Below are 22,704 nucleotides of genomic sequence, written 5' to 3' on the forward strand. Positions count from 1 at the left end.
CCTTCGCTCGCGTGACCGTCACGCAGACGAGAGAGGTATATCTCGCCAGGGGCGTGCTGCACCATGACCGATCAAACCACCCAACCACCCGGTACCACCAAGGAACCCGAAGGCACCATCGCGCGCTTCTTCCGCGAGACCGAGCTCGACACCCGTTTGCTGGGGATGCTGGGTGCGCTGGCGATCATCTGGATCGGGTTTCATGTCTATGGCCAATTGGTGAACGGCTTTGGGGCCTTCCTGACGCCCCGCAACCTGTGGAACCTCTCCGTACAGACCGCCTCCATCGGGATCATGGCGACCGGTATGGTGCTGGTGATCATCACCCGCCACATCGACCTCTCCGTGGGCTCGATGCTCGGCTTCTGCGCGATTGTCATGGGGGTTGTGCAGGTCAATATCCTGCCGCAGTTCCTCGGCCTCGGCCACCCGATGATCTGGATCATCGCGGTGATCATCGGCATTCTCTGTGGCAGCTTCATCGGCGCCTTTCATGGCGCGCTGATCGCCTACGGCAAGATCCCCGCCTTCATCGTGACCCTGGGCGGTCTGCTGGTCTGGCGCGGTGCTGCCTTCCTCGTCGCCCGCGGCGAGACGATCTCACCCGTTGATCCAACCTTCCGGCTCATGGGCGGCGGGCCCTACGGCGCCATCGGTGCCACCGGCAGCTGGATTGTTGGTATCCTCGGGTGTGTCGCCGTGCTGGGGCTGATCCTGATGGGCCGGCGCAAACGCACCACGTTTCACATCGCGCAGCGCCCGGTCTGGGCGGAAACCTTCCTTGCCATCGTTGGCTGTGGCGCTGTGATCGGGGCGGTGCTGCTGGTCAACGCTTATCCATGGCCCCGCGGCATCGTGCGCCGCTACGCCGAAGCCGAGGGCATCACCATTCCCGAAGGCGGGCTCTTCATATCACATGGCTTCGCGATCCCGGTTCTGATCCTCGTGGCCGTTGCCATCTTCATGACCATCCTGATGTCGCGCACCCGCTTTGGTCGCTACGTCTATGCCATCGGCGGCAACCCCGAAGCGGCAGAGCTTGCAGGCATCAACACCCGCTGGATGACCGTGAAGATCTTCGCGCTGATGGGTGCGCTCACCGGCCTTTCGGCTGTGGTTGCCTCCGCCCGTCTCGGCTCGGCCACCAACGCGCTTGGCACATTGGACGAGCTCTATGTCATTGCCGCCGCCGTGATCGGGGGCACCTCGCTTGCGGGCGGGGTCGGCACCATCTACGGCGCCATCCTCGGCGCGCTGGTTATGCAGTCGCTGCAAACCGGCATGGTGCTCATCGGCTTCGACGCCGCCATCCAACAGGTTGTTGTGGGCTCGGTGCTCGTGCTCGCCGTCTACCTCGACATCCTCTATCGCCGCAAATCCAAGTGAGGGGCCAGATCATGACAGACACATCTCAAACCCCGCTCGTCCAGCTCAAGGATATTTCGATCTCATTCGGCGGCATTCGCGCCGTGGATCACGTGAGCCTCGATCTCTACCCCGGTGAAGTTGTTGGCCTTCTGGGTCACAACGGGGCGGGCAAGTCGACGCTGATTAAAATCCTCTCGGGCGCTTACCAGAAGGATGGTGGCGAGATCTGGATCGAGGGCCAACCCGCCGAGATCAACAGCCCCCGCGACGCACGCGACTACAACATCGAGACGATCTACCAGACGCTGGCGCTGGCCGACAATCTGGATGCCGCCTCCAACCTTTTTCTGGGGCGCGAGTTGACCACGGCGGCTGGCTTCGTCGATGACGCTAAGATGGAGAGCGAGACCGCCAAGATCATGGCCCGGCTCAACCCCAACTTCCGCAAGCTCAAGGAGCCGGTCAGCGCACTCTCAGGTGGCCAGCGGCAATCGGTGGCAATCGCCAAGGCAGTCTATTTCAAGGCGAAGATCCTGATCATGGATGAACCCACCGCCGCCTTGGGGGTGCATGAAACGCAGATGGTGGCGGACCTCATTCAAGAGCTGAAGAAACAGGGTCTCGGCATCTTCCTGATCAGTCATGACACCCGCGAAATGCTGGAGCTTTGCGACCGGGTGTCCGTCATGAAGAACGGCAAGATGATCGGCACCGAGCGTGTCGAGGATGTGACCGAGGACGATATCCTCAGCATGATCATCATGGGCAAAAAACCTGACCAGGCGGCGTAACCAATGTATCTGGGCCTCGATCTCGGGACATCCGGCCTGAAGGCTGTGCTGATCGACGGGGATCAGCGGTTGGTGGCGGAAGCCACGGCGCCGCTGACTGTACAACGCCCACAGAGTGGCTGGTCTGAGCAGAACCCGGCGGATTGGCTGGCCGCGACCGAGACGGTGATGACAGCGCTCGCTGCGCAACATGAGCTGACCGCTGTGCGCGGGATCGGTCTCAGCGGGCACATGCATGGCGCTACGCTGCTTGACGCAGCGGGCGACGTGTTGCGGCCCTGCATGCTCTGGAACGACACGCGCAGCCATGCCGAAGCTGCCGCCTTCGATTCCGATCCGCAGTGGCGCGCGATCACAGGGAATATCGTGTTCCCCGGGTTCACTGCGCCGAAAGTCGATTGGGTGCGCGTGAATGAGCCCGACATCTGGGACAAAATCGCCAAGATCCTTCTGCCAAAGGATTATCTGCGCCTCTGGCTCACGGGTGAGACCGTCTCTGAAATGTCTGACGCTGCGGGCACTAGCTGGCTGGATACCGGCGCGCGCGACTGGTCCGACAAGCTGCTTGCTGCCTCGGGCCTCACCCGTGATCACATGCCGAGCCTCGTGGAAGGAGCAGCGCCGTCCGGTCAGTTGCGCGATACATTGGCTGACCGCTGGGGCTTTCCGAAAGGTGCCGTCGTTGCCGGTGGCGCCGGAGACAACGCTGCCTCAGCCGTTGGCATGGGGGTTGTGAAACCGGGGCAGGCGTTCCTGTCGCTCGGCACCTCTGGCGTGCTCTTTGCCGCCAGCGCTGCCTATCAGCCCGATGCGCCCTCCGCCGTGCATACCTTCTGCCACGCGCTGCCCGACACCTGGCACCAGATGGGCGTGATCCTCGCCTGCACCGATGCGCTGAATTGGTACGCAGGGCTCATTGGGTCCGATGCGGGCAGCCTCACGTCCGATCTCGGCCCGCTGCAAGCGCCCGGAGAGCCGCTGTTCCTGCCGTACCTCGGTGGCGAGCGCACACCGCACAACGATGCCGCGGCCCGTGGAGCCTTTCTCGGTCTTGGCCATGCCACCGATCACACCGCGGGGACCCGCGCCGTGCTCGAAGGTGTCAGCTTTGCGTTCCGCGACAGCTATGAGGCGTTGCGCAGTACAGGCACACAGATAGATACGCTGGTTGCCGTCGGCGGGGGCAGTAAGTCCGACTATTGGCTGCAAGCGCTCGCTACGCTCCTCGATATGCCCATCGACCTGCCGGAAGCAGGTGACTTCGGTGGTGCCTTCGGGGCCGCGCGGCTGGGGTTCATGGCCGCGACCGGTGCGGGTGCCGAGATCGCCACCCCCCCGGCCACTGCCCGCAGCATCGACCCTGACACCACACTCACATCCGCGTTCCTCGACAAACACGCGCAATACCGTGCCGCCTACGCGGCCCTCAAGGAGGCTCTATGACCGACTTCTTCGCTGGCATCTCGCCCGTCACCTATGCGCCCGATGCCCCGGCGGACCAACTCGCCTATCGCCACTACAACGCTGACGAGGTGGTCGCGGGCAAGCGCATGGAGGACCACCTGCGCTTTGCCGTGGCCTGGTGGCACAGCTTTGCCTGGCCCGGCGGCGATCCCTTCGGCGGGCAGACGTTCGAACGTCCGTGGTTTGGCGAGACGATGGATCTGGCGCGCCTCAAGGCGGATGTGGCCTTTGAAATGTTCGCCCTTCTGGGCCAGCCCTACTACTGCTGGCACGATGCCGATATCCGCCCCGAAGGAGACAGTTTCGCCGAAAGCAAACGCAATTTCGAAGAGATTATCGACTATATCGGTCAGAAAATGGAGGCGCAGGGCACCAAGCTGCTCTGGGGCACCGCGAACCTCTTTTCACACCGGCGTTTCATGTCCGGGGCCGCCACCAACCCCGATCCTGAGGTCTTTGCCTGGTCCGCCGCCACCGTGAAAAACTGCCTCGATGCCACACATAAGCTGGGTGGTGAAAACTACGTGCTCTGGGGCGGGCGCGAGGGCTATGAGACACTGCTCAACACGGATTTGAAACGCGAGCGCGCGCAGGCCGGCCGCTTCCTGCAGATGGTCGTCGATTACAAGCACAAGATCGGCTTCAAGGGCGCGATCCTGATCGAGCCCAAGCCGCAGGAGCCCACCAAGCACCAGTACGACTATGACGTGGCAACAGTGTACGGCTTCCTCAAGGAGTTCGGCCTCGAAGGGGAAGTCCAGATGAACATCGAGCAGGGCCACGCGATCCTGGCGGGCCACAGCTTTGAACATGAGCTGGCGATGGCCTCTGCTCTGGGCATCTTTGGCTCCATCGACATGAACCGCAACGACTACCAGTCCGGCTGGGACACCGACCAGTTCCCCAACAACGTGCCGGAGGTGGCACTGGCCTACTACGAGGTGCTGAAAGCGGGGGGGTTCACCACCGGCGGCACCAATTTTGACGCCAAGCTGCGCCGCCAGAGCCTTGACCCGAAAGACCTGATTGCCGCCCATGTGGGCGCGATGGACATCTGCGCGCGCGGGTTGAAAGCGGCCGCTGCGATGCTGGAGGATGGTGGCCTTGAAGCGGCCCGCGCCGCACGATATGCGGGCTGGGACGGCGACACCGCGCAGGGTTGGTTGCAAAATGCCACGCTGGAAGACCTTGAAGCTGTCGTGGCGGCGGGCGGAATCAATCCGCAGCCCCGCTCCGGCCAGCAGGAAATTCTGGAAAACTACGTCAACCGATTTGTCTGAGGACTAAAAGATATGGCATTGATTCTGGCAGACGTTGGGGGCACGAACGTGCGGTTTGCCTGTGCCAGAGACGGGGTGATTGACGGCACCCTGACGCGGCGGTTCCCAAATGACGACTATGCCAGTTTTGACGCGGTATTGGACGCCTATCTCGCGCATGCGCAGGTGAAGACGGTCGAGGCGTTGACCATTGCGGTGGCCGGTCCGGGCGATGGCGCGCGCGCACGGCTGACAAACCGGGACTGGCATTTCGATACCGCTGCTCTGGCTGCCGCACATTCCGCCAAACGCGTCGACTTATTTAATGATCTCAGTGCTTTGGGCTATGCTCTTGATAGTTTGAACGCGGACGGTCTGCGCACGATCCTGGCGCCCGACGTGCCCGCGCCGCATCAGATGCAGAGGCTGGTTGTGGGGATCGGAACGGGTTTCAACGTCAGCCCGGTGCTGACCCATGAGGGCGGTGTAACCTGCCTGCTGGCGGAGGCCGGGCTGGGAAGTTTGCCGTCGCGTTTGCGCCGCCCGTTGGAGGCCTATCTGGGGCGCTCTGCGGACTGGGTCCGCTGTGTCGAGGATGTCATTTCGGGACCCGGTCTGTCCTGTCTGCATGCGGAGGCGACGGGCGCGCCTGCCATCACTGCGCGCGATGTCATCGAACGGGCAAGCGCCGGAGACGCGCAGGCGCAGGCCAGCCGTGATGTCTTTGCCCGGATGCTGGGCGAGTGGATACAGGATTTGCGGCTGCTCTACATGCCGACGGGCGGCATTTTTCTGGCCGGGTCCGTGGTGCGGGCGCTTCTGGAAAGCCCGGCGCACGACATTTTCACCAGTGCGGTGACCGAGCAGCCCACGGTGAAATCCGAATTGCCACCGGTTGCCATTTCAGTGATCACACAGGATGAGGCAGCGCTTTTGGGGTGTCTCGCCTATGCCAAGGCCCGCGCCTAGACGGGCCACCAAGCGACACCAGCGGCGGCAATGGTTTTTCCTTGAAAATCAACAGACTCAGGGCCGTAGTTGAACGCAAATCGGTGGGTGGCCGTGTCACGCAGACGCAAGCCTTCGGGCAGGGTCTGCACCGCCAGCCCGGCGGTTTTTGCCAGGTCATGAATGATACGTTCCCAGAGCGTCTCATCCGGCCAGGCCCCGAGGTAGTGCAGGGTGCTGTCACCTTTTAGGATCGGCGCGCCCGCGTCGGTCTCAAAGAGTGTGCGGGCGCTCCCCTCAAGGTCTTCAACCCAATGTTGCACGGTGCCGCCACCGGCGGCGGGGCGGTGTCCTTGCGGGGGCAGGCTTTCGACGCGCGTGACCGTGACGTCCAGCCCCGGCAGATCCGGCCCCATCGGTACCCGGATTGCCAGCTCTTCTGTCACTGCGTTGCTGCGCGGGCCGACAAGGGCGACCGTTTGACGGAGGGCAGCAGAGAGCGCTGCGGGTATCGTTGCCAGTCCGGGCGCAAGGGCGAGTTTATATCCTGAGAGATCAGAGGTGCTTGACGGTACGATATCAATCGAGAAACCGCACCGGCGCAGCGCCCGGTAGGCATCCAGCATGAGCCGGAAGTAGCTAAAGCCGTCACCTTGCGGCAGCGTCGCCCAGGCCCATTCAGAGGGGTAGTCGAAGACCAAAGCAACCGGGGCCTTTTGCAGCGCGATATCCGGCATCTCCGCGATCTCGCGGCCCACCTCTGCCGCCTCTGCCAGCCCTGGTGCTGCCACGTTATCAGGACGTTTCAGTCCGGCGTGCATTTGCTCCTGCGCAAAGGGGGCTTGCCGCCAGCGGAAGTAGCTCACCACTTCGGCGCCATGAGCAAAAGCCTCCCAGCTCCAGAGCCGCACCATGCCGGGCAGGGGGGCGGGATTATGCGGCGCCCAGTTCACCGGGCCGGGCTGCTGCTCCATCACCCACCAGCGGTCGTCGCGTCCGACAGCGCGGTAAAGATCGTGGTGGAAGGCCTGCATGTCCGGATCGCCCTGTTGCAGATAGCGGGCCTTGTGCGCTGCACTGCCTTCCAGCCGGTCCGACAGGAACCCAATCGGATAGCTGTCCCAGCTGGCGATGTCGATGGAGGCGCCCACGTCGAAATGGTCAAAATCCAGCACCCGGCCCATGTAGTTGTGGATGAGCGGCGTGTCGGTGCGGGCGCGCAACGCGGTCACCTGCGCCTCGTGATAGGCCACCACCTGATCGGAGCTGAACCGGCGAAAGGCCAGCTCATGGCTCGGGCTGGGCTGCGTCACGGTCAGGTTGGGCAGGTCGATCTCATCGAAACTGCGGTACTCCATCGACCAGAAGACATTGCCCCAGGCCATATTCAACGCGTCGATGCTGTCATACCGCTGAGCGAGCCAAGTGCGGAACGCGTCCCGCGCTGCGTCGGAGAAGGACAGGATGGTGTCATGACACCCGTATTCATTGTCGATTTGCCAGGCGTAGATGCGTGGATCGCGCCCGTAGCGGTCCCCCAGAAGCTCCGCTATCGCAGCGCTGGCCTGCCGGTAACCGTCGTGGCTAAAGCAATAGTGTCGTCGTGAGCCGAACCCGCGCGGATGCCCTTGCGCATCTACCGCCAGCATGTCGGGAAACCGCGTCAGCATCCAGCGCGGCGGGGTGCAAGTCGGCGTGCCGAAGATGATCTTGAGGCCTGCGCTGGCCAGCACGTCGATGGCGCGGTCGAGCCAGTTGAAATCAAACGCGCCGGGTTCTGGCTCGATCCGGCTCCAGGCGAACTCTCCGATGCGGACCCAGGTGATGCCTGCCGCGACCATCTCGGCGGCGTCCTCAGCCCACATCTCTTCGGGCCAGTGTTCGGGATAGTAACAAACGCCCAGGCTGCGCATCATAGGATCACCCTTGGTTCCGGCGCCCCCTCTCCGACACCGTGGATCGCAAAGGTCTGGCCATGCGGGCTTTGATCATGGGCCGCTTCGGCAGGCAAGCCTTGTCGCGCGCTGGTCACGTAGAGCGTGCTGAAATCCGGCCCACCAAAGGCCGGACAGGTGCTATGGACCCCCGGCACCGTGACGGCGCGCAGGAACGACCCGTCGAGGGCATAGGCAGCTACACGGCCCGCGCCCCATTGCGCCACCCAGAGCGTCCCGTTCCGGTCCACCACCGCGCCATCGGGGTTCAGATCATCGGGGCCAAGATCAATGAACAGCTCCGGCGCGGCTGACGGCCAGCCGTCGCGGTCCAGGGGCAAGCGCATCAGTTGCTGCGTGGCCGTATCGGTGAAATAGGCGTAGCTGCGATCCGGCGCAAAGCAGATCGCGTTGGGAATGGTCACCTCGCCGATCAGCTTGCGCAGCGTGCCCTGAAAATAGCGGTAGATCGCGCCAAGGCCCGGCTCTGCCGCGCGCCCCATTGTGCCGATCCAGAAGCCGCCCCAGGGGTCAGCTCGCCCGTCGTTCGAGCGCGTGGCAGCGGTTTCCTGTTCCAGTGCACAGATCTGCTTGCGCGCACCGTCGCGCAGATCAAACCACCAGAGCGCGCTTGCCGAGGCGATGAGCAGATGGTCCTGATCCACCCAGCCCGCTGCTGAAACCGGTTCGTCAAACACCCATTCCAGCGGGCCGCTGTCGTCCCGGCTCAGCAGTTTTTGTCCGATGATATCGAACCAGAAGAGCTGCCCCCGTGCTGGGTGCCAGAGCGGGCCCTCACCCAGAAAACAGCGGCGGTCATCAAAGACCTCTGCGCTCATCCGACCGCCTTCTTGTACGCCGCGACGATGCGAGTGGCCTGAGCCGACACATCCTCGGCACTCATGCCCGGTTTGTAGAGCGCTGAGCCGATGCCAAACCCGTCTGCGCTGGCCGCGATCCACTGGTCGAAGTTTTCAGGGCCCGCACCGCCCACAGCGTAGACCAGTGTGCCCTTGGGCAGGATCGGGCGCATGGCCGCGAGCCCGGCTGTGCCCGCCATCGCGCCGGGGAAGAGTTTCAGCCCATCCGCGCCTGCGTGCAGGGCAGCGAAGGCCTCGGTGGGGGTGAACACCCCGGGCCAGCTATGCAGGTCAAGCGCTTTGCTGGCCTTGATCACCTCCACATCGCAGTTCGGCGACACGATGAGCCGTCCACCAACCTCGGCCACGGCATTCACCTCATCGGTGGTCAGAACCGTGCCCGCACCGACAAGCGCATCGTCGCCAAACTGGCGGACAAGCGCGCCGATGCTCTCCAGCGGGTCGGAGGAGTTCAATGGCACTTCAATCCGGGTGATGCCCGCATTGATCAGCGCTTGTGCAACGGCGGGGGCTTCGGGCGGGGTGATACCTCGCAGAATGGCGATGATGGGCAGGGTCATGAACAAACTTTCGACTGTCTGTGAGCGGCGGTCAGCCCGGCCAACGTTGTTTTTTCCGTATCGACAAGCATCGCTTCAAGACCCTGCGGGCGCAGGGCGGACTGATAGGCACGGGCTTGATGCCCGGTGCCGAGAATGGCGATGCTCTGACCGAGCCAATAGGCGCGGGCAGCAGCAAGTTCTGCCCCGATGAGTAACCCGGAGAGGGTCGCCCGGCTGGCGGCGACGGCGGTCCCGTGCAACAGGTGATCCGCGCGCAGCCCGAAGAGGCGGGCAGCGAGGCGTTCGGGGTGCGACATGGCGTCGGCAACGGCAGTATCAAAAGCATCCGCATCCCAATCCTCGCCCGTCACCGAGTGGCGCAACACCGAACGGTCGCTGATCAGCGCAAAGAGTTCGCCGGTCATGAAGGTCTGAAAGCTGACAACTTCGCCCGCGCTCAGGTGCACCCATTTGGTATGGGTGCCGGGCAGGCAGAGCACCCCGTCCCAACCGGGGTTTAACGCCAGGAAACCGGCGATTTGCGTTTCTTCGCCGCGCATGACGTCTGCCGGGCTGTTCTGCGAGAGACCCGAGACCACCCGCACATCCAGGTCCGCTTCGGTTGGTGCCGCGGTCAGATGTTCAGAGAGCGGCGTGCAGGGCACGCTGCGATAAGGCGCTTCGACCCAGCCTTGACGGGACCCGACCATGCCGCAGGCGATGACCGGCACCTTGCCCGCGTCCAGCCAACTCCCAATCAGTCGCATAAGGGCCGCTTCGAACTCGGAGGCCGCCAGCCGCCCCATGCCATCCTCGGACTGTGCCCGCGCCAGAACACGCGATCCCTGCATGGCAAAGGCACGCAGATTGGTGGTTCCCCAATCGACGGCAATCCAGTCTGGTGCGATCTCCTCGCTCATACGCTCATCCCGTGGTTACCACGCCGCCGTCCACGACCATGCATTGTCCCGTCATCATCTTGCTGGTGTTCGACGCCAGAAACAGCACGGCATCGACGATATCCTGTGGCTCAAGATGGGTCTTCAGGCACTGCCGCTCCAGATGCGCCGCCAGTCCTTCGGGTGTGGCCCATCTATCGAGCTGCTTTTCGGTCAGGACCCAGCCGGGCGCAAGCGCATTTACGCGGATACCATCGGGTCCCAACTCGCGCGCGAGGCTGCGGGTCATGGCGGTGATGCCCCCGTTGGCCGAGGTATAGGCGGGGTAGCCCGCGTTGCCCATCATGTAGCTGATCGAGCTGAAGTTGATGATGGAGCCCGCGCCCTTGGCTTGCATCGCCGGTGCCACGGCCTGGGCGGCAAAGAAATAGGCCTTGAGGTTCACCGCCATCAGGAAATCCCACTCCTCGGGGGTCACATCCTTCCAGCTGTGGCGCTTGTCATTGGCCGCGTTGGACACAAGCGTGTTGATCGGCCCATGCGCCTCTGCTGTCTCGGCGATGCTGCGTTGCAGACCGTTGATATCGGTGATGTCCCCTTGGAAAAACAGCGGGCGGACGCCGTGTTTCGCCTCCATTGCGTCGACAAAATCGCTGGCATCCGAGCGTCCGATAAAAGCGACCTTGGCGCCCTGGGCCAGAAACCCGTCCGTGAGGTCCGCGCCGATGCCGGAGCCGCCACCGGTGATGTAGATCGATGCGCCGTCGAGGTCGTGGAACGTGGCTGTTTTGCTCATGGCGTGGCCTCTTGTCGTGGGATGTGCGGGATCATAGCTGCTTTCCCTCCAGCACCCATAGGGTTTCGGGATAGCTCCAGGGTAGGGCGATCCCATTGTGCATCAGCGCCGCACCGGTCAGGGTCAGTGGTCCCCGTTTCAGCGCCGGGTTTCCGCGCGACAGTTCGGTGGCGTCCGCGCGATTGCGCAGGCTGATCTCATACCGCGCTTCCGGGTTGAGCCGGGTGAGTCGCAAGGGGCGTGGGGCGATCTGGCTGGAGGTGCCGGATTTACCGGCGAAGATCACGAACTGGCTGCCATCGCGGGTCATCTGCTGTTCGGCGATCACCGACGGGTCGGTCGCATCCAGCCGCAGGATATCGGCCCCGTACATCCAGTCGCGGTTGGCTTTCCACCAGGCGGTCACATCGCGCAGCACCTCGGCCTCGTGATCGGTCAGTTCGCGCGGGTCCATCTCGAAGCCGAGGTGCCGCTGGGCCGCGACCCAAGCGCGGAAGGAGATGTCCAGAATGCGCCCGGAGGTGTGGCATTTGCGCGGCCCCACATGGCTTCCGGTGACGGCGGCAGGCAGGAAGAGGGCGGCGTTGTGCTGCATGTGCAACCGCTCCAGAGCATCGTTGCTGTCGCTGAGCCAGACCCGTTGCGTGCGGCTGAGAATGCCGAAGTCGATGCGCCCGCCGCCGCTCGCACAGCTTTCGATCTCCACATCCGGGAAATCGGCGCGCAGCCGGTCGATCAGCGCATATGACCCGCGCGTCTGTGCGGCATCGGGCGCGGGCAGCACGCGGTTGTGGTCCCATTTGATATAGTCGATGGGATGCGCGCTCAGCAGCGCCGAGATGCGCTCGTAGAGGAACTCCCGAACTTCCGCCAACCCCATGTTCAGCGCCTTTTGCTGCCGCCCGAGGATCTGGTCTTCGGCCCCCAGAGCCCAGTCGGGATGCGCCCGGTGGATGTTGCTGTCGGGGTTGATCATCTCGGGCTCAAACCAGATGCCGAAGGCCATGCCCTCGCCATGCACGTGATCAATCAGCGGCCCCAACCCATCGGGGTACTTGCGCGGGTCAACCTCCCAATCCGAGAGCGAGGAGGTGTCATCGTCCCGTTGGCCAAACCAGCCGTCATCCAGCACAAAGCGCTCGGCGCCAAGCCCCGCGGCCCGTGTTGCGATATCTTTCAGAACCGGCAGATCATGGGCGAAGTAGACCGCTTCCCAGCAGTTGTAGTGCACCGGGCGCGGGCGGCCCGGCTTGGTCCAGGTCACGATGCGGTCGCGCAGATGCCGCTGGAACGACACCGCACAGCCATTGAACCCATCCGAGGAATAGACCGCATAAAGCGGGGCTGTTCGAAATTCTGTGCTGGGCGCCGTCTCCATCCGGGCCGCGTGCCCGAACTGGATCTGGCGACGGCCATCAGGCAGCTCTTCGGCAATCATCCGGTGCCCGCCGGACCAGCCGTAATGAAAGGCAAAGGCTTCGCCGCTGGCATTTGTCGCGCCCCGGCAGGGCACGATCAGCCCCGGGAAATGCTCATGCCCCGTGCGGCCCGTTCGGTTCTCGCGGTAGCGGATGCCGGGGGACCAGGCGGTGCGGTTCAGTTGAAACTCCCCACACCAACGGCCCGCCACGTCGATCATCTCGTCCGATTGCTGCGGCGCGGGCAAGACCGGCGCCGCCAGCCAGTGAAGATGCAAGGGCCGGTCGGAATTCAGCCGTGCCGACAGCGCAATGACATGCGTGTCCGGGTCCAGCGTGAATTCCGCCGTGTAGGTCAGCCGGTTCGGCCTGTCTTCGCAGATCACTGTCAGATGCTGCTCGGCCTCCAGCACCTCGCGCAGCTTGAACGCAGGCAGCAGCGGCGCGCCGTCGCTGTCGCGCACAATCAGACCCGGCTGGCCGGGAAACGTGTGAGACGCCTCGGGGCAGATCGACAGATCCGGGTTTTCATCCAGCATCCCGCCGGTGACATCCAGGGTCACCGCGGCTGCCAGCTGGGCCAAATCCTCTCCCTCAGGCAGCGGCGGCCCCCAGTAGATCACCTGGGGGCAGCGTCCGCCTGTCGAGGCTAGAACCAATGTCTGGCGATCATCGTCCAGACGCCAGTGGGTTGTCACTTTACGGCCCCCAGGGTCAGACCTGCGATGAAGTGCTTCTGCATCAGGAAGAACATCAGCACCGGGGGCAGCGCAGCCACAATCGAGCCCGCGCTCATCAGGTGATAGGCGGCGCGGAACTGCGCGTTAAAGCTGGTGATCCCCGCTGTGACTGGCTGGCTCTCGGGACCCTGGGTCAGAACGACCGCCCAGAAATAGTCGTTCCAGATGAAGGTGAAGATCAGCACGGACAGCGCCGCAATCGCGGGCTTCATCAGCGGGATGACCACGTACCAGAAAATCTTCCACTCGGCGATACCCTCGACGCGGGCGGCCTCGACCAACTCGATGGGCAGGGCGCGGATGAAGTTACGCATGAAAAGCGTGCAGAACCCGGTCTGGAAGGCGATGTGAAACAGCACCAGCCCGGTCTTGGTGTTGTAAAGCCCCATGTCCAGCGTCAGGTCGCGCACCGGCACCATCAGGATCTGGAACGGCACGAAGTTACCCGCGACAAACATGAAGAAAATCCAGATATTGGATTTGAAGCGGTAAATCCCCAGCGCAAAGCCAGCAAGACAGGAGAGGGCCACCGCGCCGATCACCGTCGGCACCGTGATCAGCACCGAATTCAGCATGTAGCGGGGCATGTCGGAGTTGAAGAAGACCTGTCCGTAGTTGTTGAACATCTCGAAAGATGAGGGCAGACCCCAGTAGTTGCCTTGGGTGAAGTCCACCGCTGGTTTCACTGAGAAGGCGGCCACGGCGATCAGTGGCAGCAGCCACATGATCAGAGCGATGGGCAAGAGCGACTGGTAGGTCAGCTGCCAGGAGCGTGAGGTTTTTTCAATCGGTGTCGGAAACATGTCAGAGCGCCTCCCGGACGGATTTGGGCAGGCCACGCACAATCGTGTCGTAGCTGATGGCAATGCGGTGCTGGGCCTCATCGGTCTCCAGCGTGGGCAGATCGAGCTGTACCCAGGATCGGTGGAAATAGGGTGCCTTGGTCGCGGCGCCTGCGTCGATCAGCATCGCGGCAGTGTCCACATCGGGGCATTTCACCGCTACATGCTCGGTGTTGGCGGCGCGTTGCTCTTCGTGGCCAAAGCAGGCGAACATCTTGCCACCCACCTTCCAGGCGTCGAGCTCACCGGACCCGGAGAGCACTGCCCCCGGGTGCCCGGCACAGAGCGTATCGAAATCCGGGCGGGTCATCGGCCTTTCTCCTCGGCCCACATGGACCACAGGAAGTAGGCGATGAAGATCAGCATGATCAGGAAGAGCACCACGGCGATGGCCGCCCCGTACCCCATGCGGAAGCCGTATTCTGACAGCGCCTTCTCGAACATGTAGAAGCTCAGCACCCGCGTCTGCCCGAACGGCCCGCCGTTGGTCATGATCGAGATGAGGTCGAAGGACCGCAGCGCGCCGATGATGGTGACCACGAAGGCGATGAAGGTCGCGGGCTTCAGTTGCGGAATGATGATGTACCACAGCATCTTCCAGCCCTTGGCCCCATCGAGCCGCCCAGCCTCGATCTGCTCGGGGTCTACCGCGTTCAGGCCGGTGAGATAGAGGATCATGCAATAGGCCGTCTGCGGCCAAAGGCCTGCCGCGATGATGCCATAGGTGGCCATCGTCGGGTCGCCCAATACGTTGATCGGCCCAAGGCCCACAAGGCCCAGAACCCCGTTCAGCAACCCCTCGTTGGGCAGGTAGAACCAGGAAAATACCAGCCCCACAACAACCTGACTGATCACGAAGGGAAAGAAGAACAGAGACTTGTAGAGGCGAATGCCGGTCACCGTCTGGTTCAGGAAGAGCGCAATGAACAGCCCGCCCGGGATTGCCAGCAGATAGAGCAGCAGCCACTTGAGGTTGTTCCACAGCGATACCTCAAAGGCGCCATCGTCCATCAGCTCCACGTAGTTTGCCATGCCCACATAGCGCGCTTCGCCCAACCCGTCCCAGTCGTAGAAAGAGATCGCGATCGACTGATAGATCGGCCAGAGCACGTAGAAGGCAAAGAACAGGATCGCGGGCGCCAGGAACAGCCACGGCGTGACCGCAATCTCGTTGCGTTTGTACCAGCCGCGTTCTGATTTAGCGGAGGCAATCGTGGGGTCTATGGCGGTCATGGGCGCATCTCCTCAGTCGTGCGGTGCGACACTTGCGGCGCATACGGCAACACCGGATGGGGTGCTGGCGAATGGGACGGAAAGGGCCGGGCGTTTGGGAGCCGCCCGGCCTTAGTCAGTTCATTGGTAGACGCGTTCCTGCACCTTATCGAGGCGCTTGAGGATGTCGTCGAGGTTGTCCGGGAAGACCATGAATTCCTGCAGACCCTGCATCGCTTCATTGGCCATTTCCGCGGGGAAGTCGCGGTCAAAGAACTGCGCCACACCGCCCGGAGAGTTCTCCGACAGCATCGCAAAGCCTTCATTCAGGAACTTGTCATCATCCACGGCAGACTTCGCGTTCACTGGCAGTTGCCCGAGGTTCGCGCCGTTGTTGATTTCAGTCTGAACATTGGCAGACACCACGAAGCGCAGGAACTCACGCGCATTGTCCTTGTTCTGGGCCTTGGCGGGGATGTGGAAGGTATCCGTCGGCGCGTCCTCGGCCAGTTCCACATCCGGGTTGATCGCCGGGAACTGATAGAAGTCGAGCTTGTTGTCATCCAGACCCGCTTCGCGCAGCGGTGCCACGGCAAAGTTGCCTTTCAGGATCGCGGCGGCCTCGCCGTTCACGATAAAGGGCAGCGATTCCTGCCAGCTGTAGTTCTGGTGGTTGTCGACAAAGGCACCCATGTCGATCAGCTCGCGCCAGTTGGCAAAGGTCTCGCGCACGCGGTCATCGGTCCAATTCACTTTGCCTTGTGCCAAATCCATATGGAAATCAAAGCCATGCGTGCGCATGTTCAGGTAGTCAAACCAGCCGCCCGCAGTCCAGAGGAACTTGGTGCCGATGGTGTAGCACTTGCGACCGGAGTCGATGATCGCCGCGCAGTTGGACTTCATCTCGTCGAAGTTCGCAGGTTCGTTGAGGCCCAATTCTTCGTAGATGTCTTTGCGGTAGTAGATGCCCCACTGGTAGTAGGTGTAGGCCACGCCCCACTGCTTGTCGTCGATGGTCATCGCACCCTTAGTTGAGGCCAGCGCCTCGGCAATCTCGGGCTCCTGCCACAGGTCCGAGACGTCCTCGAAAAGGCCCGCTTCCACGAAGGGTGTCATGCGGTTGGCGGCGTACCATGTGGCCACGTCCGGAGAATCCGCCGTCAGAAAGTTGCGGATCTGCGTTTTATACGCATCGCGATCAATGATCGTGGTCTCGATGTTCAGATCGGGATGCAGCTCCTGAAAATCCGCGATCATCGCTTCCATCGTCGCACGGGGCGCCGGGTTCGATGTGTCGAGGAAAATTTTAAGGTCGCCCGTCAACTCTGCCGAAGCCGCGCCGGCAAGCATTGTTGACCCCGCCAATGCCATAAGCATTGTCTTGGTGGTGAAACGCATGGTGTCCTCCCTAAGGTACGTTTGCGATTTTTGTCCCCCCGATCCCGCCTGAATGAAGTTTCATTATTTGGAACCAAGTTTTATATATTGAAAACTACAGCGCAATCTGCTTAGCCTGTCAACAGTGTTCTTCGGGAAACTGAAGACACAGCGCAGCCTGCAAGGAGGCGGAAGGCATCGCAAGCCACTGGTTTGCAAATGATTTTCCGAAAAGCAGGGGGTTCGCGCATCACGGGAGGAGACCCATGTCCGGCGACGGCACGGTTGGCAAAGCGTTAGATGTTCTGGATCAGGTGGCCGCCTACGGCCAGCCTGTGCGCTTCGCGACCCTGCTGGCCGAGAGCGATTTTCCCAAGGCGACGCTCTACCGTTTTCTCCAGACCCTCACGAATCAGGGCATGCTGGAATACGACCCGGACCGGCAGACCTATGCGCTTGGTGTGCGGCTCGTGCGGCTGGCCCATGCGGCCTGGACGCAAAGCTCGCTGGCGCCGATTGCGCGGCCCTTCCTTGATCAACTCAGCGCAGAGACCGGGCAGACGGTGCATCTGGCACAGCTCGACAATGCGCAGGTTCTATATGTCGATAAGCGCAACGCGGCCCAGCCGGTCGAGATGTTCTCGGACGCGGGCAAGGTCGGCCCCGCCTATTGCACCGGCGTCGGCAAGGCGATGCTGGCCTTCCTGCCGGAGGAGCATCTGGAGCGGGTGATTGCCCAACAGAGCTTTCACCGCTTCACCGACCACACCTATACAACACGCGACGCGCTTTGCGCGGAACTTGCGGCGATTCGCACCCGCGGCTACGCTTTCGACCGTGAAGAACATGAACCCGGTATCATCTGTATCGCGCATCCGATCCTGACGGGCACCGGTCGCGTGCTGGGGGCGATGTCGATCACTGGCTCGCTGCAAGCCACCGATTTAACACAACTGGAAAGCTGGGCCCCGCGTCTGGCGCGCACGGCAGACGCCATTGCGCAAGAGGCTCAGGCCTGGCGCTTTCCGGACACACATCTTCAACACACAGGGACCTAAGATTATGACAGGTGTTACGCTGAACCAGGCCATCAAACGTTACGGCGACGTGCAGGTGATCCATGGCATCGATCTGCAGATCGAGGATGGCGAATTCTGTGTTTTTGTGGGGCCTTCGGGCTGTGGCAAATCCACCCTGCTCCGAATGATCGCGGGGCTGGAGGAGACCACCGAAGGCACCATGCACATCGGCGCGCGGGAGGTCACCCACATGGACCCGTCCGAGCGCGGCGTGGCCATGGTGTTCCAGACCTACGCGCTTTATCCGCACATGTCGGTCAAGGATAACATGGGCTTCGGGCTCAAGATGAACGGCGTGCCGAAGGCCGAAATCGACGAGAAGGTGCAGAAGGCCTCTGACATTCTCAAGCTCGACCAGTTCCTCGCCCGCAAGCCCAAGGCGCTCTCGGGCGGGCAGCGCCAGCGGGTGGCGATTGGCCGGGCCATTGTGCGCGGGCCCGAGGTGTTTCTCTTTGACGAGCCGCTGTCGAACCTCGATGCCGAGCTGCGGGTGGAGATGCGCGTGGAAATCGCGCGGCTGCACAAGGAAATTGGCGCCACGATGATCTACGTGACCCACGATCAGGTCGAGGCAATGACACTGGCCGACAAGATCGTGGTGCTGCGCCTGGGTGTGATCGAACAGGTGGGCGCGCCGTTGGAACTCTACCGGAACCCGGACAACAAGTTCGTGGCCGGGTTCATCGGCTCACCGGCGATGAATTTCCTGAATGGCACCGTGGTTGACGGTGGCGTCGAGGTGCCCGGGCTGGGCCGCACCGTCGCGGTCGAAGCCAATCTGCCTGCCGTCGGCACTGCCGTGACTTTGGGCGTCCGGCCTGAGCATCTGGAGGTGCAAATGGGGCAGGGCGCGCTGAAGGCAGAGCTCTCCGAGGCGCTTGGCGGTGTCAGTTATCTGCACCTCGACACGCCTACGGGTGAGCGGATCATCGTTGAAGAACGCGGGGACGAGCGCGCCAACGAAGGCGATACGGTCGATATCACCTTCGAAAACCGGCGCGCCTACGTCTTCGACGCCAAGACCGAAGCACGGATTCGTTAAGGCGGCGGCCCGGCACAGCTTTTCCGCAGGGCGGCAGATGTTCAATTTGCCACACTTATCCGGATGGCGTTCTCTTCCTATATCGGGGGTTGCATGGGCCTTTGAGCCATCAACTTCCAGGGAGGAACTACATGAAATCCGCGCTTACCCTTGCCCTGTCGCTGTCGGCAATCACAGCCGGCGCGACCGCCGTGGCCGAAGCGGTCACGGACGATGATATTGCCGCACAACGGGCCGCGCTTGCGGAGGCCACAGAAGGGGCGGGTTTCGGCCCGCAGTCGCCGCGTGACCTCAGTGTACTGACGGGCGACAACGCCCGCGTGTTCGCCAGGGCCCCGGCGCATACGGAGATGAACCTCTGCAACATCCATTTTCACGAAAACGCCGAGCATAAGGGCGGCCAGTTCACCACCTACACGGGCAACGGCGACGGCAAGGGCGCGGGCACCGGGTTCAAATACGACGGCACCCTGACGGAGGCGGAGCTGGCACCCTACGCGGGCACCGTCGGTGCGGGAAAATACGGCGACCTGCAACCCGGCGATACCATCGAACTACACTATGTGCACACAACTGCCCAGGTGACGCCGGGTCCGACCCTTGGGTCCTGCCTCAGCGAGGCCATTGGCAACCCCCAGCTACGGGTCGAGGCGCAGGTCTTTGTGCTGGTGAACGATGACGCGGCCCTTGATTTCACCGAAGCCGCGCGGGTCGAGGTTGTGGGCGGCCTGCATCAGGCGCCGGGTATCCCCACCGACACAGGCACGCCGATCCTCTATCCGGGTTCGACCACGGGCCCCAGCTTCAACGAGGCGGGCTCTCCGCTGCAGGTGACATGGAGCGTGCGGCCCGAGGTGGTAAAAGTGTCGATCCGCTCGGTGGAGACCTGGCTTGCCGATAACGTCTTTGATGAGAAACACGCCCACGGTGTGCGCAACCTGGTTGTGAACCCGGCGCTCCTGTCCCCTATCAACTGACCGGCGGGGCGTTTCCCCAAAACAGTTAAGCCAAAAACCAACCCTCGCCCTGTGCGCACCGCGCGCGGGGCGATATGCGTTGCGGCGTGCTCCAACCTCTCCTGGCCGGAACACGCGACCCGCCTTAAAATCGATCGGACACCCTGCAACTACTTCAAGGTTGAAATATTTGCCCTTGAAATAAATGCGCACCCCGCTTAGCCTTTTCGCAAGGTGGCAGCGGAAACGCCTGTTTTACGGCCGCTTCTGCATCTGCCCGATGGACAAATCCGCCTGTGATGTTCCACAGTCCGGCACATCGACATGCAATAGGGCACGCCAAGAGGCCCTTTAATAAACGGGAGTGTATACATGCAATTGAAATCACTGATCCTCGCGGCAGGTCTGGCGGCTTTTGCCAGTGCCGGGCACGCAGATGGGCACGCCGGTGCCGTCAAGGTCGGCATGATCACCACGCTGTCGGGCGGGGGCGCGGGCCTCGGCATCGACGTGCGGGACGGGTTCATGCTGGCGGCCAAGATGGCGGGCAATGACAAGCTGGAGGTCGTGATCGAAGACGATCAGCGCAAGCCCGAGATCGCCGTGCAACTGGCCGACAAAATGATCCAGTCCGAGAAGGTCGACATCATGACCGGTATCATCTGGTCGAACCTCGCCATGGCCGTGGTGCCCGCAGCGACGGCGCAGGGCAAGTTCTACATCTCGCCCAACGCAGGCCCCTCGGCGCTGGCGGGCAAGGGGTGTCATCCGCTTTACTTCAACGTGGCCTGGCAGAACGACAACCTGCATGAGGCTGCGGGCGCCTATGCCAATGATGCGGGCTACAAGAATACCTTTATCCTTGCGCCGAATTATCCGGCGGGCCAGGACGCGCTGACCGGGTACAAGCGCATGTATGGCGGCGAACTGGCGGGCGAAATCTACACCAAGCTGGGCCAGACCGACTATGCCGCCGAGATCGCGCAAATCCGCGCCTCCGGGGCGGATAGCGTGTTTTTCTTCCTGCCCGGTGGCATGGGCATCTCCTTCCTCAAGCAATATGCGGGCTCCGGCGTGGACCTGCCTGTCGTTGGTCCAGCTTTCAGCTTTGACCAGGGTATTTTGCAGGCGGTTGGTGATGCAGCCCTTGGGGTGAAGAACACCAGCCAGTGGAACAAGGACCTCGACAGCCGGGCCAATGCCGCCTTTGTCGAGGCGTTTCAGGCCGAATATGGCCGTCTGCCCTCGCTCTATGCCAGCCAGGGCTATGACGCGGCGAACCTGATCCTCAGCGCCATGGACAAGGCGGATGTGAAAGACGCCGATGCCTTCCGCGCAGCACTGGCGTCAGCGGAATTCGACTCTGTGCGCGGCGACTTCAAGTTCGGTACCAACCAGCACCCGGTGCAGGACTACTATGTGCGCGAAGTGATCAAGGAAGGCGATGTCTTCACCAACAAGATCATCTCCGCCAGCCTGACCAATCACGTGGATGCCTATGCCGCCGAGTGCAGCTACTGAGCGATGCTGCAAGCCTGCCTGAACGGAAATGCCAGTGGGGCGGGCGTGCCTGTCACGCCTGCCGCGCTGGCGGCGGATACGTCTGTCGCCTTTGATCTGGGGCTGCGCCACCTGCATCTGCATCCACGCGATGCAGAGGGTGTGGAAACGCTGCAGCAGGCTCCGACCGATGCCGCCATCGTCGCCTGCCGCAAGGCTGCGCCGGAGATGTTTGTCGGCATCGGCACCGGTGCCTGGATTGCCCCGGGTCCGAAGGGGCGCATGGACGACCTGGCGGGATGGCGTGTGGCGCCAGACTATGTCTCGGTCAACCTCAATGAGCCCGATGCGCCGGAGGTCATGGCGCTGATGGCCCGTTTTGGGATCGGGGTGGAGGCCGGGATCTGGAGCGATGCGGATGCCGCGCGCTTTTGCGCGCTGAACCTGCCGCCGCAAACCCGCATCCTGATTGAAATGCCCGACGCAGACGACGTGGACCCGGAGATTGACCGCATCCGCGCGCGGCTTGCTGCGGCAGGGCGGACCGAACCCGTCTTGTTGCATGGCGAGGGGGTTTCGGCCTGGCCCTGCCTGCGCCGTGCGGCGCAAGAGGGTCTCTCATCGCGCATCGGTTTTGAGGATTGCGACCACCTCCCCGATGGCACACTGGCCGTTGACAACGCCTCCCTGATCCTGGCGGCGGTGGAGATCTTCCACGACGCCGGGCGCCCGCTCGCATGAGCACGCTGCTGCTGATCGAGCAGGTCCTGAACGGGCTGCAATTCGGGGTGATGCTGTTCCTGATGGCTGCGGGGCTGACGCTGATTTTCGGCGTCATGGGGCTGATCAACCTCGCCCATGGCTCGCTCTACATGGTCGGTGCCTTTGCCGCTGCAGCCGTGGCCGGGGCCACGGGGTCCTTCGTGTTGGCCCTCATCGCCAGCCTGATCGCTGCCGCTGCTGCCGGGGCGATCATCGAACTGGTGGTCATCCGCAGGCTTTACGATCGCGATCACCTGGATCAGGTGCTGGCCACCTTTGCCCTGATCCTGATCTTTTCCGAAGGCACGCGGTGGGTCTTTGGGTCCTTTCCGCTCTTTCTCGACATTCCCGACGCGCTCGCCGGTCCGGTGCTGCTGCCCGGCGGTATCCAGTATCCCGCCTACCGGTTGCTGATCATCGCCATCGGGCTTTTGGTTGCGTTCGGGCTGTTCCAGCTCATCGCGCGCACCCGCATCGGTATCCAGATCCGGGCGGGTGAGAGCGACCGCGAGATGATCGCAGCACTTGGCGTCGATATCTCCAAACTCTACACGCTGGTCTTTGCCCTGGGGGCAGCCCTTGCCGGACTGGCCGGAGCCCTGGTCGGTGCGATCCAGTCGGTGCAGGTGGGTATGGGTGAACCGGTGCTGATCCTCGCCTTCGTGGTGATCGTGATCGGCGGCATCGGCTCCATCAAAGGGGCGCTTGTGGGGGCCTTGCTGGTGGGGCTCACCGACACATTGGGCGGCGTGCTGCTGCCGGGCTTTTTTGGCACCTTCATGGAGACTTCTGCCGCCACCGCTGTCGGCTCTTCTCTGGCATCGATGTCGATCTATATCCTCATGGCGGGGGTACTGCTCTTCAAACCCACCGGCCTGTACGGGAGCGCCTGAG

Annotated in this window: 21 protein-coding genes; 11 read left to right on the plus strand and 10 right to left on the minus strand. The window is 62.7% G+C overall.

All coding sequences use genetic code 11. From position 1 onward, the window contains the following. Nucleotides 1–63: 63 nt before the first annotated feature. The 5 genes from Q1A52_RS09620 to Q1A52_RS09640 are packed head-to-tail and all read left to right on the plus strand — an operon-like array spanning nucleotide 64 to nucleotide 5,851. On the plus strand, nucleotides 64–1,386 hold the full coding sequence (locus Q1A52_RS09620; RefSeq protein ID WP_300014095.1) for a sugar ABC transporter permease: 1,323 nt from the start codon (nucleotides 64–66) through the stop codon (nucleotides 1,384–1,386). Between the two features lie 11 nt (nucleotides 1,387–1,397). Further along, entirely contained in the window at nucleotides 1,398–2,159 is a 762-nt protein-coding gene (locus Q1A52_RS09625) for an ATP-binding cassette domain-containing protein (RefSeq protein ID WP_299777205.1), read from the plus strand. A 3-nt stretch (nucleotides 2,160–2,162) separates the two neighbouring features. Next, nucleotides 2,163–3,602 (plus strand): xylulokinase, encoded by a 1,440-nt coding sequence (gene xylB, locus Q1A52_RS09630; protein WP_300014098.1) that lies wholly within the window; start codon nucleotides 2,163–2,165, stop codon nucleotides 3,600–3,602. Further along, nucleotides 3,599–4,903: a xylose isomerase gene (gene xylA / locus Q1A52_RS09635; RefSeq protein WP_300014100.1), complete on the plus strand. Its 1,305-nt coding sequence runs from the start codon at nucleotides 3,599–3,601 to the stop codon at nucleotides 4,901–4,903. Before xylB ends, xylA begins: the two co-directional genes overlap by 4 nt. A gap of 12 nt (nucleotides 4,904–4,915) precedes the next feature. Beyond that, nucleotides 4,916–5,851, plus strand: coding sequence for an ROK family protein (locus Q1A52_RS09640; protein ID WP_300014103.1), 936 nt, complete (start codon nucleotides 4,916–4,918; stop codon nucleotides 5,849–5,851). On the opposite strand, the gene Q1A52_RS09645 is transcribed toward Q1A52_RS09640, so the two are convergent. The 10 genes from Q1A52_RS09645 to Q1A52_RS09690 all read right to left on the minus strand — a co-directional run bounded on the left by Q1A52_RS09645 (nucleotide 5,848) and on the right by Q1A52_RS09690 (nucleotide 16,471). Beyond that, nucleotides 5,848–7,746, minus strand: a complete 1,899-nt coding sequence (locus tag Q1A52_RS09645) for a beta-galactosidase (RefSeq protein WP_300014105.1) — start codon at nucleotides 7,744–7,746, stop codon at nucleotides 5,848–5,850. The genes Q1A52_RS09640 and Q1A52_RS09645 overlap by 4 nt on opposite strands. Further along, nucleotides 7,743–8,603 (minus strand): SMP-30/gluconolactonase/LRE family protein, encoded by an 861-nt coding sequence (locus Q1A52_RS09650; RefSeq protein ID WP_300014108.1) that lies wholly within the window; start codon nucleotides 8,601–8,603, stop codon nucleotides 7,743–7,745. The genes Q1A52_RS09645 and Q1A52_RS09650 overlap by 4 nt, the downstream gene beginning before the upstream one ends. After that, nucleotides 8,600–9,205: a 2-dehydro-3-deoxy-6-phosphogalactonate aldolase gene (locus Q1A52_RS09655; RefSeq protein WP_300014111.1), complete on the minus strand. Its 606-nt coding sequence runs from the start codon at nucleotides 9,203–9,205 to the stop codon at nucleotides 8,600–8,602. Before Q1A52_RS09655 ends, Q1A52_RS09650 begins: the two co-directional genes overlap by 4 nt. After that, nucleotides 9,202–10,107: a 2-dehydro-3-deoxygalactonokinase gene (locus Q1A52_RS09660; protein ID WP_300014114.1), complete on the minus strand. Its 906-nt coding sequence runs from the start codon at nucleotides 10,105–10,107 to the stop codon at nucleotides 9,202–9,204. The genes Q1A52_RS09655 and Q1A52_RS09660 overlap by 4 nt, the downstream gene beginning before the upstream one ends. Before the next feature lie 4 nt (nucleotides 10,108–10,111). Then, a complete protein-coding gene (locus tag Q1A52_RS09665) occupies nucleotides 10,112–10,882 on the minus strand; it encodes an SDR family NAD(P)-dependent oxidoreductase (protein ID WP_300014117.1) in 771 nt (256 codons plus the stop codon). A 31-nt stretch (nucleotides 10,883–10,913) separates the two neighbouring features. Beyond that, on the minus strand, nucleotides 10,914–12,998 hold the full coding sequence (locus Q1A52_RS09670) for an alpha-galactosidase (protein ID WP_300014120.1): 2,085 nt from the start codon (nucleotides 12,996–12,998) through the stop codon (nucleotides 10,914–10,916). Further along, entirely contained in the window at nucleotides 12,995–13,843 is an 849-nt protein-coding gene (locus tag Q1A52_RS09675; RefSeq protein ID WP_300014123.1) for a carbohydrate ABC transporter permease, read from the minus strand. Before Q1A52_RS09675 ends, Q1A52_RS09670 begins: the two co-directional genes overlap by 4 nt. A gap of 1 nt (nucleotide 13,844) precedes the next feature. Continuing rightward, nucleotides 13,845–14,192: an MmcQ/YjbR family DNA-binding protein gene (locus Q1A52_RS09680; RefSeq protein WP_300014126.1), complete on the minus strand. Its 348-nt coding sequence runs from the start codon at nucleotides 14,190–14,192 to the stop codon at nucleotides 13,845–13,847. Further along, the gene (locus Q1A52_RS09685) at nucleotides 14,189–15,115 is read right to left on the minus strand and encodes a carbohydrate ABC transporter permease (protein WP_300014129.1); all 927 of its coding nucleotides are present in this window, start codon (nucleotides 15,113–15,115) and stop codon (nucleotides 14,189–14,191) included. Before Q1A52_RS09685 ends, Q1A52_RS09680 begins: the two co-directional genes overlap by 4 nt. A 120-nt stretch (nucleotides 15,116–15,235) precedes the next feature. Then, on the minus strand, nucleotides 15,236–16,471 hold the full coding sequence (locus Q1A52_RS09690; RefSeq protein ID WP_300014959.1) for an ABC transporter substrate-binding protein: 1,236 nt from the start codon (nucleotides 16,469–16,471) through the stop codon (nucleotides 15,236–15,238). A 266-nt stretch (nucleotides 16,472–16,737) separates the two neighbouring features. Between Q1A52_RS09690 and Q1A52_RS09695 the strand changes: the two genes are divergently transcribed. The 6 genes from Q1A52_RS09695 to Q1A52_RS09720 all read left to right on the plus strand — a co-directional run bounded on the left by Q1A52_RS09695 (nucleotide 16,738) and on the right by Q1A52_RS09720 (nucleotide 22,703). Further along, the gene (locus Q1A52_RS09695) at nucleotides 16,738–17,529 is read left to right on the plus strand and encodes an IclR family transcriptional regulator (protein WP_300014132.1); all 792 of its coding nucleotides are present in this window, start codon (nucleotides 16,738–16,740) and stop codon (nucleotides 17,527–17,529) included. A gap of 4 nt (nucleotides 17,530–17,533) precedes the next feature. Then, nucleotides 17,534–18,592, plus strand: a complete 1,059-nt coding sequence (locus tag Q1A52_RS09700; protein WP_299777177.1) for an ABC transporter ATP-binding protein — start codon at nucleotides 17,534–17,536, stop codon at nucleotides 18,590–18,592. 131 nt (nucleotides 18,593–18,723) lie between these two features. Beyond that, a complete protein-coding gene (locus Q1A52_RS09705) occupies nucleotides 18,724–19,569 on the plus strand; it encodes a delta-class carbonic anhydrase (protein ID WP_300014135.1) in 846 nt (281 codons plus the stop codon). A gap of 351 nt (nucleotides 19,570–19,920) precedes the next feature. Continuing rightward, a complete protein-coding gene (locus Q1A52_RS09710) occupies nucleotides 19,921–21,069 on the plus strand; it encodes an ABC transporter substrate-binding protein (protein ID WP_300014138.1) in 1,149 nt (382 codons plus the stop codon). A 3-nt stretch (nucleotides 21,070–21,072) separates the two neighbouring features. Continuing rightward, on the plus strand, nucleotides 21,073–21,789 hold the full coding sequence (locus Q1A52_RS09715; RefSeq protein WP_300014141.1) for a 3-keto-5-aminohexanoate cleavage protein: 717 nt from the start codon (nucleotides 21,073–21,075) through the stop codon (nucleotides 21,787–21,789). Next, nucleotides 21,786–22,703 (plus strand): branched-chain amino acid ABC transporter permease, encoded by a 918-nt coding sequence (locus tag Q1A52_RS09720; protein ID WP_300014144.1) that lies wholly within the window; start codon nucleotides 21,786–21,788, stop codon nucleotides 22,701–22,703. The genes Q1A52_RS09715 and Q1A52_RS09720 overlap by 4 nt, the downstream gene beginning before the upstream one ends. The last annotated feature ends 1 nt before the right edge of the window (nucleotide 22,704 follow it).

The organism is uncultured Roseobacter sp., from assembly GCF_947488185.1.
Lineage (GTDB): Bacteria > Pseudomonadota > Alphaproteobacteria > Rhodobacterales > Rhodobacteraceae > Roseobacter.

What these genes read in the sequence shown, in the direction of transcription:
- Q1A52_RS09705 (WP_300014135.1), top strand. Translation starts at nt 18,724, where the DNA reads ATGAAATCCGCGCTTACCCTTGCCCTGTCGCTGTCGGCAATCACAGCC.
- Q1A52_RS09710 (WP_300014138.1), top strand. Translation starts at nt 19,921, where the DNA reads ATGCAATTGAAATCACTGATCCTCGCGGCAGGTCTGGCGGCTTTTGCC.
- Q1A52_RS09645 (WP_300014105.1), bottom strand. Translation starts at nt 7,746, where the DNA reads ATGATGCGCAGCCTGGGCGTTTGTTACTATCCCGAACACTGGCCCGAA.
- Q1A52_RS09665 (WP_300014117.1), bottom strand. Translation starts at nt 10,882, where the DNA reads ATGAGCAAAACAGCCACGTTCCACGACCTCGACGGCGCATCGATCTAC.
- Q1A52_RS09715 (WP_300014141.1), top strand. Translation starts at nt 21,073, where the DNA reads ATGCTGCAAGCCTGCCTGAACGGAAATGCCAGTGGGGCGGGCGTGCCT.
- Q1A52_RS09685 (WP_300014129.1), bottom strand. Translation starts at nt 15,115, where the DNA reads ATGACCGCCATAGACCCCACGATTGCCTCCGCTAAATCAGAACGCGGC.
- xylA (WP_300014100.1), top strand. Translation starts at nt 3,599, where the DNA reads ATGACCGACTTCTTCGCTGGCATCTCGCCCGTCACCTATGCGCCCGAT.
- xylB (WP_300014098.1), top strand. Translation starts at nt 2,163, where the DNA reads ATGTATCTGGGCCTCGATCTCGGGACATCCGGCCTGAAGGCTGTGCTG.
- Q1A52_RS09690 (WP_300014959.1), bottom strand. Translation starts at nt 16,471, where the DNA reads ATGCTTATGGCATTGGCGGGGTCAACAATGCTTGCCGGCGCGGCTTCG.
- Q1A52_RS09695 (WP_300014132.1), top strand. Translation starts at nt 16,738, where the DNA reads ATGTCCGGCGACGGCACGGTTGGCAAAGCGTTAGATGTTCTGGATCAG.
- Q1A52_RS09650 (WP_300014108.1), bottom strand. Translation starts at nt 8,603, where the DNA reads ATGAGCGCAGAGGTCTTTGATGACCGCCGCTGTTTTCTGGGTGAGGGC.
- Q1A52_RS09660 (WP_300014114.1), bottom strand. Translation starts at nt 10,107, where the DNA reads ATGAGCGAGGAGATCGCACCAGACTGGATTGCCGTCGATTGGGGAACC.
- Q1A52_RS09680 (WP_300014126.1), bottom strand. Translation starts at nt 14,192, where the DNA reads ATGACCCGCCCGGATTTCGATACGCTCTGTGCCGGGCACCCGGGGGCA.
- Q1A52_RS09640 (WP_300014103.1), top strand. Translation starts at nt 4,916, where the DNA reads ATGGCATTGATTCTGGCAGACGTTGGGGGCACGAACGTGCGGTTTGCC.
- Q1A52_RS09675 (WP_300014123.1), bottom strand. Translation starts at nt 13,843, where the DNA reads ATGTTTCCGACACCGATTGAAAAAACCTCACGCTCCTGGCAGCTGACC.
- Q1A52_RS09620 (WP_300014095.1), top strand. Translation starts at nt 64, where the DNA reads ATGACCGATCAAACCACCCAACCACCCGGTACCACCAAGGAACCCGAA.
- Q1A52_RS09625 (WP_299777205.1), top strand. Translation starts at nt 1,398, where the DNA reads ATGACAGACACATCTCAAACCCCGCTCGTCCAGCTCAAGGATATTTCG.
- Q1A52_RS09655 (WP_300014111.1), bottom strand. Translation starts at nt 9,205, where the DNA reads ATGACCCTGCCCATCATCGCCATTCTGCGAGGTATCACCCCGCCCGAA.
- Q1A52_RS09700 (WP_299777177.1), top strand. Translation starts at nt 17,534, where the DNA reads ATGACAGGTGTTACGCTGAACCAGGCCATCAAACGTTACGGCGACGTG.
- Q1A52_RS09720 (WP_300014144.1), top strand. Translation starts at nt 21,786, where the DNA reads ATGAGCACGCTGCTGCTGATCGAGCAGGTCCTGAACGGGCTGCAATTC.